Here is a 13,430-nt window from a genome sequence, read left to right on the forward strand (position 1 = left end):
CCGCGCGTCGTCTTGCGAGATCCGGCTGCGGATGATCGCGGCTTTTTCCGAACGATCGCGGTCCGCGTTCGAACTCGGCGACCGGAATGCCGCGCTTCGCCGGCCGATCCCGGGCCGACGGCTTCCAACCGGCGTTCGCGACCTGAATAATAGGCGTGGGCGCGAAGAATCGCGCGGGGAGGACGAAGACCTCGACGAGGCGAAGCCGCCCGCGCCGAGTCGTCGCCCTCCCGACCGTCGCGATGGCGGGCGTCGCCCCTGCTCGATCGCCGATCCGGAAACCATGCGGAGCGCATCCATGTCTCAGGCCGAGGGTTTGAAGCGCGTCTTCGGGATCGACCTGGGGACGACCTATTCGGTGATCGCGTACGTGGACGAGCACGGCAAGGCGGTCGTGGCCCCGAACCAGGAGAGCGAGCGGATCACCCCGTCGGTCGTCCTGTTCGACGGCGACTCGGTGATCGTCGGCGACACGGCCAAGGAGTCGGCCAAGGTCGAGCCCCACCGGGTCGTCTCGCGGGTCAAGCAGCACATGGGCGACCCGAATTTCGTCTTCGAGAGCGAAGGAAAGACGTACAACTCCGAGGACGTCTCGTCGTTCATCCTTCGCAAGGTCGTCGGCGACGCCGAGATCGCCCTGGGCGAGCCCGTCACCGACGTCGTCATCACCTGCCCGGCCTACTTCGGCACGCCCGAGCGCGAGGCCACCGCCAACGCCGGCCGGCTCGCCGGCCTGAACGTCCGCGCGATCCTCAACGAGCCCACGGCCGCCGCGATCGCCTACGGGCTCGAACAGGAGTCGGACCAGACCGTCCTGGTCTACGACCTCGGCGGCGGCACGTTCGACGTCACCATGATCGAGATCAAGGATCGCCTGATCCGCGTCGTCTGCACCGGCGGCGACCACCGCCTCGGCGGCGCGCTGTGGGACGAGGCGGTCGTCATGTACCTCGCCGAGCAGTTCCGCGAGCAGACCGGCGAGGAGTCCGACCCGCTCGACGACCCCGAGGTCCTCAACGACCTGACCCTCCAGGCCGAGCGCGGCAAGAAGACCCTCACCCAGCGCGACAAGGCCCCGTTCCGCGTCACCCACGCCGGCAAGCAGGCCCGCGTCGAGCTGGAGCGGGCCAAGTTCGAGGAGGTCACGAAGCACCTCCTGGACCGCACCGTCGAGCTGACCCGCGAGATGCTCGAAGACGCCCGTGCCAAGGGCTCCGCCGCCTTCGACAAGATCATCCTGGTCGGCGGCGCCACCCGCATGCCCCAGGTCCGCGACCGGATCGCCGCCGAGTTCGGCGTCGAGCCCGAGACCTACGACCCCGACGAGGCCGTCGCCAAGGGCGCGGCGCTCTTCGGGCTGAAGGAGGCGCTCCAGCAAGGGGTCCAGGGGATCCTCGCCGGCGACGCCGCGACGAACGGGTCGGCCGACGAGGGCCGGAGCCCGATCGACCTGGCCGACGTCCCGGAGGCGGAGGTCGCCGAGGCCCTCGACCGCCTGGAACGCCAGCTCGGCTTCACCCTCACCGGCCCCGTCCGCGAGCTGGTCGGGACCAAGATCGTCAACGTCCTGTCCAAGAGCCTCGGCGTCGTGGCGCTCGACGATCGGCGCAAGGAAGTCGTCGTCTATCTCCTCCCGCGCAACACCGAGGTCCCGTTCGAACGCTCCACGGATTTCGGCACCGACGCCGACAATCAGGCCGCCGTCGACATCCGCGTGATGTCCGGCGAGCGCGACAGCCCCGAGCCGACCGACTGCCAGGAGGTCGGCGTGGCGACCCTGAACCTCCCCGAGCGGCTCCCGGCCCACAGCCCGATCCGCGTCAAGTTCGCCATCACCCGCGACGGCCGACTGAACGTCACCGCCCTCGACCTGACCGCCGGCGGCGCCATCGAGGTCGACTTCCAGACCGAGGCCGTCTCCGACTCTGAAGCCGTCGAGGAACGCTCCACCGCGCTGCGGCTGCTGACGGTGTCGTGAGCGGGAATCGTCCCGACGGCCGGTCGCATCAAGAGTCTCCCGGGGGGTTGAACCTCATGTCCATCGCCGCCGAGCGATCCCAGAGCGAAGGCCGGAGGCTCGTCCTGTACGACGTCCCCTGGGAGCAGTATCAGTCGCTCCTCGAGCTCTTCTCAGACCGCCGCCTCCGCTTGACTTACGACCGAGGAACCCTGGAGCTCACGACGCCCCTCTCGATCCACGAGCGCTACAAGATGCTCATCGGCCGGATGATCGACGTCATGACGATGGAATGGGGCGTCAGAGTGGTTGCAGCAGGCTCGACGACGTTCCATCGCCGGGACGTTCGGCGCGGTCTCGAGCCGGACCAGTGCTATTACTTCGCGAACGCCGATAAGGTCGTCGATTGGTCGCGTATCGATCTGGGCGTCGATCCCCCCCCGGATCTGGCCGTCGAGATCGACGTCACCAGCGACTCGACGCTCCGCATGGACGTCTACGCCGGCCTGGGCATCCCCGAAGTCTGGCGGTTCGACGGCGAACGGCTCGACATCTTGCGGCTCGAGTCCGGGAGTTACCGCCGCGTCGACCGCAGCGGAGTTCTACCGCTCGCTCCCCTCGCCGAGATGCCTCGATTCCTGCAAGGCCACACGATCGGCGACGACACGGCCTGGACGATCGGATTCCGAGATCGGCTGCGCGAAACCGTCGCACCCCGGCAGGAGGGCTGAGGCATGGCCGCGTTCGTGGGGATCGACCTGGGGACGACGAATTCGGTCGTGGCGCGGCGCAACGCGTACGGGCGGCCGGAGGTGGTGCCGAATCGCGAGGGGGCGAACATCACGCCGTCGGTGATCTACTTCGGCGTCGACCCGCCGGCGGTGGGTCAGGAGGCGAAGGAGTGGGCGCGGCTGGGGGACGCCGAGATCGCCAGCTTCTTCAAGCCCCACATGGGGAGCCCCCTCTATCAACTGGAGTTCCACGGCAAGCCCTACTCGGCGACCGACCTGTCAGCCCTGGTTTTGAGGCGTCTCAAGGAGGACGCCGAGGCCGCGATGGGCGAGGAGGTGGACCGCGCGGTCGTCACCGTGCCGGCCTACTTCGGCGACGCCCAGCGCAAGGCGACGATCGCCGCGGGCGAGGCGGCCGGGCTCCGCGTCATGCGGATCATCAACGAGCCGACCGCCGCCAGCCTCGCCTACGGGCTGAGCCGCACGAGCGACGTCGACGAGACGATCCTCATCTACGACCTGGGGGGCGGGACGTTCGACGTCACCGTGGCCCGGATCACCCCGGAGGACGTCGCGGTCCTCGCCACGGCCGGCGACCACGACCTGGGGGGCAAGAACTGGGACGATCGCATCGCCACGTTCCTCGCCGAGAAGTTCGCCGAGGAGACCGGCTTCGACCCGCTCGACGACCCCGTCGCCCTCAACGAAGTCCTCGTCCGCAGCGAGCAGGCCAAGTGGACCCTCTCCGAGCGGGCCGCCGCCCGCGTGACGCTCCAGCTCGGCGCCGAGCGCAAGACGTTCGAGATCACCCGCGACGAGTTCGAGGCGATGACCGCCCCGTTGATGGACCGCACGCGGAGGCTCACCGAGGAGGCGCTCGGCGAGGCCGGCCTGGCGTGGCCTCGGGTCGACGGCGTCCTGCTCGTCGGCGGCTCGACACGCATGCCGATGGTGCGGACTTACGTCGCCGGGATGGCGGGCAAGGCCCCCCGCACCGGCGTGAACGTCGACGAGGTGGTCGCCCTCGGCGCGGCCGTCCAGGCGGCGATGGAGGCCGGCGAGGCCATCGGCGACGCCCTGCCGAAGTTTACGCTCGGCATGACCGCGAGCCCCCCGCCCGTCCCCGTCCGCCGCGTCGTCGACGTGATGTCGCACAGCCTGGGGGTCGTCGCCGTCTCGCCCGACGGCTCGTCGTACGTCAACGACCTGGTCATCCGCCGCAACGTACCGATCCCCGCCGCGGACGTCCGCACCTACCTGCACGCGACCCACGGCGGCGAGAACACGAAGCTCGAAGTCTATCTGACCCAGGGAGAGAGCGTCACACCCCTGGATTGCACCATCCTGGGGAAGTACGTCTTCAACGGCATCGCCGCGACCGACGCCGAGGTCGCGGTCGACGTGGGCCTCTCCTACGACGCCGACGGCGTGGTGCAAGTCCGTGCGACCCAGCGCGACAGCGGCCACCGCCTGGCGATGACCGTCGAGCCCGTCCCCGACGACCTCTCCTGGCTCGCCGGCCCTCCGAAGGTCCACTCGACGGACGAGATCGGCGGCAAGATCCGCGTCATGCTCCTGGTCGACGGCTCATCGAGCATGATGGGCGACCCGCTGGCCGAGGCCCAGAACGCGGCTCGCGAGTTCCTGGACCGCTGCGACTTCACGACGACCGAGGTCGGCCTGATCTCGTTCGCGACGCTCGTGACGCTCCAGGCCCCCGCCACCAACAACGTCCGCCGGCTGCACGCGGCGATCCACCGCCTGGAGGCCGAGGGGAGCACGAACCTGGCCGACGCCCTGGAGCTGGCCCGCGGCGAGCTGGTCGCCGACGACGCTCGGCGGTACATCGTCCTGCTCACCGACGGCTATCCCGACGCCGCCGAGGCCGCCGTGGAGCAGGCCGAGGCGGCGCGGGCGCAGGGGATCGAGATCGTGGCGATCGGCATGGGGACGGCCGACCGCGAGTACCTCGGCCGACTGGCCAGCAGCGAGGCCGCCTCGATCTTCGTCAAGGGGGGCGAGCTGGTGCGGACGTTCGGCCACATCGCCCGCGTGATCGCCGAGGGGGGCCGTTCCTTGAGGGTCCTGAGCCGATGACCACCGCCACGCCCGCGAACCCTCACGTGATGGCCGAAGCCGCCCGGACCGGACGACTCGGGGCGAGCGCCCGCCAGGCCTACGACCTGGCGCTGGCGGGCGCGCTCGGCGGCCTGTTCGGACTCTACCTTTACGTCGAGACGGTCGACGCCAGATCGGTCTACGTCCGGGACGCCTGGGCCGGCGCGATCCTGGGGGGGACGATCGGATTCTTCCTGAACGCGTGGGGCCCGCTGCGCGACGGCTCGTGGCGACGGATGGCCCGCGCCGCGGCGAGGGCCGCGCCCGCCTCGGCGCTCGGCGGGGCGCTCGGACTGGTGCTCGGAGAGTTCGTCATCGGGGCGTTCCAGGGGGGCCTCCTGGGCCGGGCGGCGTCGTGGGCGGTGCTCGGCCTGGGGATCGGGCTGGGGCAGGGGATCGCCGACCGGTCGTTCCAGCGCCTGACGTTCGGCCTGATCGGCGGCGGGCTCGGCGGGTTCGTCGGCGGGCTCTGCTTCGAAGCCCTCCGCATCGCGCTGGGGAACCGCTACGATCTCAGCCAGGCCCTCGGGATCGTGATCCTGGGCGGCGGCCTGGGCCTGTTCCTGGCCCTGGTGGAGCAGGCCTTGCGGCGGGCCTGGGTCCAGATCGCGAGCGGCCGGCAGGAGGGGCGGATCTACCTGCTCGCCCGGCCGACCTGCCGCCTGGGGCTGGACGAACAGGCCGACGTGGGGGTGTTCGGCGACCCGGCCGTCGAGCGGGCCCACGCCGAGATCGTCCGCTCCGGCGACGGTTACGTCCTCCGCAACCTCTCCCGCTCCGGCGTGACCCGCGTCAACGGCGCCCCCTGCGCCGGCGAGCGCCGCCTGGGCGACGGCGACCGGATCGAGCTGGGGAAGACCTCTTTGATCTTTCGACGGCGATAGGAACCCATGGCCACGACCGCCACCAAGACCCGATGGATCCTGGAGATCGCCAAGGGGCGCGAGCCCGGCCGGCGGTACGACCTCGATCGCGACGAGACCACGATCGGCAACGGGCCCTGGGCCCCGGCCTACCTGAGCCTCGCCGATCAGGAGGGCGAATCGCCGCGCCGGATGGCGGTGCGCCAGGCCGCGATCGTCCGCGACCGGACCCGAGACGGCCTGTCCATCCGCGACCTCGACAGCCCCGGCGGCACCTTCGTCAACCGCCAGCGGCTGTTCAGCGGCCAGGATCGGGCGCTCGCCCCCGGCGACGTCGTCCAGGTCGGCGCCGTCCAGCTCGTGATCAAGCATGAACATGCGAGCAATCCCGAATCCGAGAAGCCGGCGCGGCCCGCGCCTCCTCCCGCGCCCACGGCGACGACGAGCGGGCCCAGGGCGAAAGCCGCGCCCCCGCCGCAGCCGCCGAAGCCCGAACCGGCCCGGCCGCCGGCCTCGCGCACGGCCCCCCTCGCCGCGCCTTACATCTTCCCTGACGGCTCGACATCCCGGAGCTGGGACGACTTCCTGACGATCTCCTCCCAGCGATGGGCGATGATCCGCGACGAGCTGGCCTCGGGCCGCCTGGGCGAGCACCTTCGGAAGACGGGCCGGGGAGACCTCCTGCCGCGTCGCGAGCCAGGCTGGACGGCCGATGAGACGCTCGACGACTGGCTCGGCCGACTGCCGACCACGCGGCCGTCCGCGCCGGAACTGGACGTCCACCCGGACGCTTTGGTCATCCCCGCCGTCGCCGTCGGCGGCATGGTGCGACGGTCGCTTCGGATCGCCAACGTCGGCTATCGCATCCTCCGGCCGACCGTGGCGATCGAGCCTGCGGCCGGGATGCCCGACGCGATCCGGCTGGCCCCCGAGTGGCGAGCCAAGCCCCTCCTGACCATCGACGAGACCGAGATCGTCGTGGAGATCGAGCCCCCCGAAGACGCCTTCGACGTGACGCTCGGCGCGATCGTGGTCGTTGCCGGTGGGAAGACGCGACGGGTGGGGGTCCGGGTCGAGCGGCCGAGGAGCGAGAAAATCCCCGAAGGCCCCGACGCGACGGTCGGGTCCGGGCCGGGCTGGTCGCCGATCCTCTCCCTCGGCGAGCGCCTGGAGGGGCTCTCCATCGCCCGGAGGCTCTGGACGTTCCCGCTGACGCTGCTGATCCTCCGAGGCCTGATCGGGCTGGGGAACCGGCTGCCGTTCCTGGCGAGCGGGGGAGAGCTCCGGCTCGTCGGGGCCTCGGCCCTGCCCGCGCTGGTCGGAGGGATGATCGGCTGGGCCGTCGGATCGCGCGGGGGCTTCCTCGACGCGATCGCGTCGACGTTCGCCGGCGTGGTGGTCGGGGTCCTGGCGTCGTCCTTGATCTTCGCGACGATCCGCAGCGTCGAGCCCATTTTCGGCTCGCCGTTCTTCGCCGCCCTGGCCCTGGGGCTGGCCCTCGCGGGCGTCTCGTGCCTGGCATTCCCGCCGAGGAGGGAGGAGCGGCCATGATCGATCACCCGAGCCGAATCGAAACGCGATCGGGGCGGGGGGGCTGGCTCGCCGGCTTCCTGATCGCCGTCACCTGTCTGAACATCGCCCGCGCCCAGGACCTGGAGCCGACGGCCGAGCCCGGGACTCCCGATGATCTGAACGTCGTCGTCACCGGGGCGAGACAGGACGACTTCCCGAAGATCGGCGTGCAGTTCGAGCTGCGCAAGCCGGACGGGACGTTCGTCCGCGACGCGAAGAAGGACGAGTTCTGGGTGACGGAGGAGGGGAAGGAGCGGCCGATCCTGGAGTTCCAGGCGCCGCTGACCAAGGAGAACGTGCCGACGACGATCGTCCTGGTCGTCGACCGGAGCGGCAGCATGAACGAGGAGGCGCGGCTGGCCTCGCTCAAGGGGGCCGTCGAGCGGTTCGTCGAGAAGATGCCGCAGGGCTCGAAGGTGGCCGTGGTGGCGTTCAGCGGCCAGGTCGAACTGATCCGGCCGTTCACGACCGATCGCGAGAAGATCCGCCGCGCGGTCGACGACCTGTTCGCCGACGGGCCGACGCGGTTCTACGACGCGGTCGCGATGGCCCTCGACCTGCTCCAGGAGCAGTCCGGGCGCCGCGTGGTGATCGCCCTGACCGACGGCCAGGACACCTCGAGCGTGACCACGCTCGACGAGAACGCGACCGAGGCGCGCCGGCTCGGCCTGCCGATCTACACCCTGGGACTGGGCGACGAGCAGGCGATCGCCGGCCGGGAGCTGGAGAAGCTGGCCAAGGAGACCCGAGGGGAATACTACCCCTCGCGCCGATCCGACGAATTGCGGAAGGTCTACGAGGCGATCGCCGAGCGGCTGGGGGCGGGTTACTCGCTGGTCTACCAGAGCGATCGACGGATCCCGGACGGGACGCTCCGCCCGGTGCAAATCTTCCACCGGGGGAGCCGCAAGGCGGGGGAGACGGCCGTCTTCATCCCCGGCATGGTCGTGCCGGCGTCGGGTTGGTCGCCCTTGTTTCTGGCCCTGGCCGGGGGCCTCGCCGCGCTGGCGTTCCTGCCGGCGCGGCTGAGGCGAAGGCCGGGGTCGGCGTCGATCAGACCGTGACGACGTCGTGGCGGATGAGGGGGCCCTTGCCTTCGAAGAGGTAGGTGCCGAGGCCGAGCGTCGCCGCCAGGGCGATGTGCTGGGGCTGTCGGACGTCGAACCCCTCGATGCCGGTCGGGTCGAGGGCCGTCTTGCCCGAGGCGGCGACCGGCGGCAGGTTCTCGGCGGCGCGACGGGCGTCGATGAGCTTCCACTCCACCCGGTCCATGGCCACGGCGTCGGTGGCGAAGAGCAGGGCGTTGTTGTCCCAGGTCCAGCGGCCGTCCTGCACGGAGGTCGGCCCGCCATGATACACCCCGCGCACGCCGTCCATGATCTGGAGGACGAACTTGGACTTGAGGATCGGGTGGCTGACGACCTGCGGGATGAACTGGTTGCAGACGTTGGTGAAGTTGTTGGCGTGCGACCGCGCCACGTTGTTGACCGAGCCGTGGCTGATGTTCTTCAGGGCCCCGGTGACGCCCGCCGAGCGGTGGTCCTTGAGGCAGGGGATCGCCACGACCTTGTTGACGACCTTGGTCAGCAGCTTGCCCAGGTGGGAGCGATACTGGCGGTCGTCCTTGGGATCGTCGCCGTAGTGGACGAGGTCCATCTGGATGAAGGCGTCGCGGTCGTAGCCGGCGACCGGATCGTCCTTGAAGCCCTCGAATTCGAGCGCGATCTGGGGGGCCCCGGTGGCGGTCAGCCCGCCCCAGCGGATTCCGGCCGGGAGGATCTTGTCGTATCCGGCCTGCATCATCTCGGAGCGGAACCGCTCGAAGACGAAGATGTCGGAGGTCTTCACGCCGGCCGCCTTGAGGCCCTCGATGGTCTCCAGCACCAGCTCGTGCGAGGAGTAGGCGTGGGGGAAGCCGTTGGGGACGACCTTGATGCCGACGACGTCGCCGGGCTCGAAGAAGGTGCGCCAGCCCTCGACCGCGTCGTCCGCGCCGGTCAGTTCCTTGAGCCCGCGATCGAGGCTGACCTTGATGGCCTCGCGGTCCTTCTTGCCCTCGCGGATCATGGCCGGATTTTTGACCTCGACCACGCGGCCGGGGTAGAGGCCGGGCAGGTCGAACTTGCTGGGCGCGGCCTTCGGCCCGTGGGCCGTCGCGCCGACGACGGACTTCGGCTCGTCGGCGCGGCTCGACTTCCCGCCCAGCCAGCCCGCCCCGGCGGCCGCGGCCGCCGCGCCCAGGAAGCCACGACGCTTCAACGTGCCGCAAGGATAACGGTCGCTCATCGGCTCTCGTCCTTCGTGTCCAGGGTCATTCGGGTGAGGGCGCCGGGCCGCGGGGGCGAATGCCGACGCCGCGTCCATCCTGCAATCCGGCCGTCCAGGGACGTGCGACCGCTGCCGGCCGATTCGGGCCGGGGCGGTCCACGCGATCCAGGATATGTCGACCAATGATCCTCAGTCCATCAGAAAATCCGGCCGCCCGGCGGGCCGACGGCCGCGGCCGAGCTTGGTTGCGGGCCGGCTTGAGTAGGCTCCCGTCGGCCGTTGCGGTCGAGGCGCGCCTGGCCAGCGCTTCCCGCAACATTCATTTCCACTTCACGAAACTCCAGGCCCAAAAGAGTTACCGTGCACCCTCTCCGAAATGATTCAGCCGCAACCACCCAGCCGAGGACGTTCCGCTGATCGAGCTTCATCTCCCAGGGCGCCGCCCGACCAGCCCGGGCTTCACGTTGATCGAGCTTCCGGTGGTGATCGCCGTCATCCCCGTCCTGATCGCGCTGCTGTTGCCGGCCGCGCAGTCGGCGCGCGAGGCCGCCCGACGCGCCCAGTGCACCAACAACCTGAAGCAGATCGGCCTGGGGATCCACAATTTCGAGTCGGCGAACGCGTTCCTTCCGCCGGCGGCCGTCGACGCCCCTTTCCTCAAGCTGAACATCAACGTGGCCGGGGGTGGCAACACGCTGCCGCAGGCCCAATGGGTCGAGCACGGCTGGGCCGTCCTCCTGCTCCTCGCGCCGGCCCTCCTCGCCGGCCTGGGATGCGGTGAGGGGGAAGTCGCCCGCCTTCCCGTGCACGCGGCCAGGGGCAAGATCCTCGTCGACGGGAAGCCGGCCGACGCGGCGTTCGTCGCCTTCCATCCCAGGGCCGGCGAGCCGAACCTTCCCCGCCCGACCGCGTACACCGCCGCCGACGGGTCCTTCGAGCTCCCGACGTACCAGACGTCCGACGGGGCCCCAGCCGGCGAGTATGCGGTCGCCGTCGCCGGAGGGCCTGGCGTCGATCCGTCGGGCGATTCCGAGGCCGAAGAGGAGCCCGATCGCCTCGGAGGCCGCTACACCAATCCGAAGACCACGGAACTGCAAGCGAGGATCGTCGAAGCGTCGAACGACCTGCCCGACTTCGAACTGAAGGGGCAGCCCTCGCGGCCCCGGCCCAGAACCCGGTAACTTCGAACGGCGGGCGATCGCCCCCGGCCCCGTAGGTCGGCGGTCGACGGCCGCCCCATGCGGACCGGCCGCGACGGCCGTCCGGCGACCTTCCGCCAAGCCGCTCAATCGAGCCGAGGAAGACTCCATGCCCCACGCCTCGCGCCTCCTGGCCGCCGCGCTCTCCGCGACGGCCGTCCTGGCCCTTCCCCTCCTCCTGGCGGCCCAGGACAAGGTCACGGCCCCCCGGACCGCAGGGCCGGTCGAGGGGGGCTACCTGCTCCCCAACGGCTGGACCATCACCCCCGCCGGCGAGCAGGTGGTACTGCCCGACCTGCCGCTCAACATCCTACCCCTGGCCGACGGCAAGCGCGTCCTGGTCTCCAACAGCGGATACAACGACCACGACCTCAGCCTGATCGACCTCGAGAAGAAGAAGGTCGTCGCCCGCCAGAACGTCCGCCAGAGCTGGTTCGGCCTGGCGCACGACCCGGCCACCGACCGGCTCTGGTGGGCCGGCGGCGGGAGCGGGCTTCTCCACACCTTCAACCTGAAAGCGAGCGAGTTGGAGCGAACCAGCCCGGCCGAGCCCGACGACTCGGCCCTGACCAAGCAGGAGCGAAACGCGCTCGCGAGGCGCAAGGACTTCACGGGCGGGGTCACGTTCGACCCGTCCGCCAAGGTCCTTTACACGCTCGGCGTCGAGGCCGGGACGATCATGGCCGCGGACCTCACCGGCAAGGCCCCGGATCGCATCGCGGAGATCGGCGGTCGGCCCTACGACGTGGCCGTCGCCCGCAACGGCTCCCGGCTCTACGTCTCCGACTGGGCCGGCCGCGCCGTGCTGGCGCTCGACCCGTCCGACCTCCGGGTCGTCGCCCGGATCGGCGTCGGCGAGCATCCCAACCAGATCGCCGTCCACCCCAAGGACGACCGGATCTTCGTCGCCTGCGCATCCAGCAACAGCGTCTCGGTGATCGACACGAAGGCGGGATACGTCGTCGAGACGATCATGACGAGCCTGTTCCCCCGGGCCCCCGAGGGGAGCACGCCCGACGCGGTGGCCGTCAGCCCCGACGGCGAGACCCTCTACGTCGCCAACGCCGATAACAACTGCGTGGCCGTCGTCGACGTCGCCGTGCCGGGCAAGAGCGGGATCAAGGGCTTCATCCCGACCGGCTGGTACCCGACCGCCGTCGCCGTCACCCCCGACGGCGAGAGTCTCCTCGTCGGCGTCGGTAAGGGGAACCAGACCCGGGCCAACCCGCTCTTCGCTGAGCCCGACGCCGCCAAGCCCAAGGGGGGGAGAGGCCGGCGCTTCCCCTACATCGGCACCACGCTCTCGGGCGCGCTCTCGGTCGTGCCGATCCCCGACGAGAAGGCGCTCGCGGCCTACACCGAGCAGGTCTACAAGAACTGCCCGTACTCCGACGAGCTGCTGGTCGACGCCCCGCATCCGGTCAAGACGGCGATCCCGACCAAGGTCGGCGACCCGTCGCCGATCAAGCACGTCATCTACATCATCAAGGAGAACCGGACGTACGACCAGGTCTTCGGCGACATCGAGAAGGGCAACGGCGACCCCAACCTGGTGATGTTCGGCCGCGAGGTCACACCCAACCACCACAAGCTGGCCGAGGAGTTCGTCCTGCTGGACAACCTCTACTGCAACGGCCAGGTCTCGCGCGACGGCCACCCCTGGTCGACGATGGCCTACAACACCGACTACGTCGCCCGCGACTGGATGCTCACCTACTCGCGCCGCGAGGGGATCGACGACGACGACGAGGGCAACCTGACGAAGGCCCCCTCGGGCTACATCTGGGACGCCTGCGCCCGCGCGGGGCTGACTTATCGCAGCTATCGGGAAGCCGGTCGGCGGGTGAGCGAGCCGGACGGGACCGTCAAGATCGAGGCCTCCGTGCCGGGCCTCGTCGGCCACATGGCCCCCAATTTCGGCATCCCCAAGGAACCGGGCGGCCGCGCCCGCGACACCGACAACGTCGAGGAGTTCCTCCGCGAATTCCGCGAGTTCGAGAAGAACGACAGCCTACCCCGGTTCATCGTCATGAGCCTGGGCGAGGATCACACCTCGGGGACCACCCCCGGCGCGTTCACGCCGGAGGCCTGCGTGGCCAGCAACGACCTGGCCCTCGGCCGGCTCGTCGACGCGGTGAGCAAGTCGAGGTACTGGAAGGAGACGGCCATCTTCGTCATCGAGGACGACGCGCAGAACGGCCCCGACCACGTCGACGCCCACCGCACCGTCGGCCTGGTCGTCAGCCCCTACACCAAGCGCCAGCACCTGGACAGCACCCAGTACCAGACGGTCAGCATGATCCGGACCATGGAGCTGATCCTGGGCCTGCCCCCGCTGAGCCAGTTCGACGCGGCCGCGCGGCCGATGTTCGAGTCGTTCACCGACGTCGCCGACCTCACGCCTTACGACCACCTGCCGGCCCGGATCGACCTCGAAGCCCGGAACTCGCCCCTCGCCTACGGGGCCGAGCGGTCGTCGAAGATGGACTTCAGCGAGTACGACCGGATCGACGACTTCGAGCTGAACGAGATCCTCTGGCACGCCGTCAAGGGCGCGGACGCTCCCCAGCCCCCGGCCGTGAGGCGAGCGATCGCCTACCGGGCCCTCCGCAACGCCCCGCGCTGAGCGCAGGCCGTGATCGCGGAACCCTTTCGATCGAAGGCCGGTGGGATGCGTTGCCCGACGCCCCACCGGCCTCGTCGCTGCGCCCGTCCGATGCGG

Annotated in this window: 8 protein-coding genes and 1 pseudogene; 8 read left to right on the top strand and 1 reads right to left on the bottom strand. The window is 70.3% G+C overall.

Annotated elements, in window-relative coordinates; all coding sequences use genetic code 11:
• Positions 1-298 precede the first annotated feature (298 nt).
• From VT85_RS07605 to VT85_RS07630, 6 genes are read left to right on the top strand one after another with little or no spacing between them, the layout of a single operon-like run.
• On the top strand, positions 299-1,978 hold the full coding sequence (locus VT85_RS07605) for an Hsp70 family protein (protein ID WP_068421605.1): 1,680 nt from the start codon (positions 299-301) through the stop codon (positions 1,976-1,978).
• A gap of 56 nt (positions 1,979-2,034) precedes the next feature.
• Positions 2,035-2,688 carry a Uma2 family endonuclease gene (locus VT85_RS07610; RefSeq protein ID WP_068412830.1) on the top strand — a complete coding sequence of 218 codons (654 nt, stop codon included), beginning with the start codon at positions 2,035-2,037 and terminating at the stop codon, positions 2,686-2,688.
• Positions 2,689-2,691: 3 nt separating this feature from the next.
• Complete coding sequence (locus tag VT85_RS07615; RefSeq protein WP_068412832.1) at positions 2,692-4,785, top strand: Hsp70 family protein; 2,094 nt, start codon at positions 2,692-2,694, stop codon at positions 4,783-4,785.
• Positions 4,782-5,690: an FHA domain-containing protein gene (locus tag VT85_RS07620; protein ID WP_197491157.1), complete on the top strand. Its 909-nt coding sequence runs from the start codon at positions 4,782-4,784 to the stop codon at positions 5,688-5,690. The genes VT85_RS07615 and VT85_RS07620 overlap by 4 nt, the downstream gene beginning before the upstream one ends.
• A 6-nt stretch (positions 5,691-5,696) precedes the next feature.
• Positions 5,697-7,220 carry an FHA domain-containing protein gene (locus tag VT85_RS07625; RefSeq protein WP_068412838.1) on the top strand — a complete coding sequence of 508 codons (1,524 nt, stop codon included), beginning with the start codon at positions 5,697-5,699 and terminating at the stop codon, positions 7,218-7,220.
• A complete protein-coding gene (locus VT85_RS07630; RefSeq protein WP_068412840.1) occupies positions 7,217-8,305 on the top strand; it encodes a vWA domain-containing protein in 1,089 nt (362 codons plus the stop codon). The genes VT85_RS07625 and VT85_RS07630 overlap by 4 nt, the downstream gene beginning before the upstream one ends.
• Here the strand turns inward: VT85_RS07630 and VT85_RS07635 are convergent.
• The gene (locus tag VT85_RS07635; protein ID WP_068412842.1) at positions 8,295-9,527 is read right to left on the bottom strand and encodes a DUF362 domain-containing protein; all 1,233 of its coding nucleotides are present in this window, start codon (positions 9,525-9,527) and stop codon (positions 8,295-8,297) included. The genes VT85_RS07630 and VT85_RS07635 overlap by 11 nt on opposite strands.
• A 398-nt stretch (positions 9,528-9,925) precedes the next feature.
• Here VT85_RS07635 and VT85_RS27440 point away from each other — a divergent pair.
• Positions 9,926-10,234: pseudogene (locus tag VT85_RS27440) on the top strand (type II secretion system protein); the annotation flags it as partial.
• A 583-nt stretch (positions 10,235-10,817) separates the two neighbouring features.
• Positions 10,818-13,334 (top strand): bifunctional YncE family protein/alkaline phosphatase family protein, encoded by a 2,517-nt coding sequence (locus VT85_RS07645; RefSeq protein WP_068412851.1) that lies wholly within the window; start codon positions 10,818-10,820, stop codon positions 13,332-13,334.
• Positions 13,335-13,430: the final 96 nt, after the last annotated feature.

It is taken from the genome of Planctomyces sp. SH-PL62, assembly GCF_001610895.1.
In the GTDB taxonomy this organism is placed as follows: Bacteria; Planctomycetota; Planctomycetia; order Isosphaerales; family Isosphaeraceae; genus Paludisphaera.

What these genes read in the sequence shown, in the direction of transcription:
- VT85_RS07635 (WP_068412842.1), bottom strand. Translation starts at nt 9,527, where the DNA reads ATGAGCGACCGTTATCCTTGCGGCACGTTGAAGCGTCGTGGCTTCCTG.
- VT85_RS07615 (WP_068412832.1), top strand. Translation starts at nt 2,692, where the DNA reads ATGGCCGCGTTCGTGGGGATCGACCTGGGGACGACGAATTCGGTCGTG.
- VT85_RS07605 (WP_068421605.1), top strand. Translation starts at nt 299, where the DNA reads ATGTCTCAGGCCGAGGGTTTGAAGCGCGTCTTCGGGATCGACCTGGGG.
- VT85_RS07645 (WP_068412851.1), top strand. Translation starts at nt 10,818, where the DNA reads ATGCCCCACGCCTCGCGCCTCCTGGCCGCCGCGCTCTCCGCGACGGCC.
- VT85_RS07630 (WP_068412840.1), top strand. Translation starts at nt 7,217, where the DNA reads ATGATCGATCACCCGAGCCGAATCGAAACGCGATCGGGGCGGGGGGGC.
- VT85_RS07620 (WP_197491157.1), top strand. Translation starts at nt 4,782, where the DNA reads ATGACCACCGCCACGCCCGCGAACCCTCACGTGATGGCCGAAGCCGCC.
- VT85_RS07610 (WP_068412830.1), top strand. Translation starts at nt 2,035, where the DNA reads ATGTCCATCGCCGCCGAGCGATCCCAGAGCGAAGGCCGGAGGCTCGTC.
- VT85_RS07625 (WP_068412838.1), top strand. Translation starts at nt 5,697, where the DNA reads ATGGCCACGACCGCCACCAAGACCCGATGGATCCTGGAGATCGCCAAG.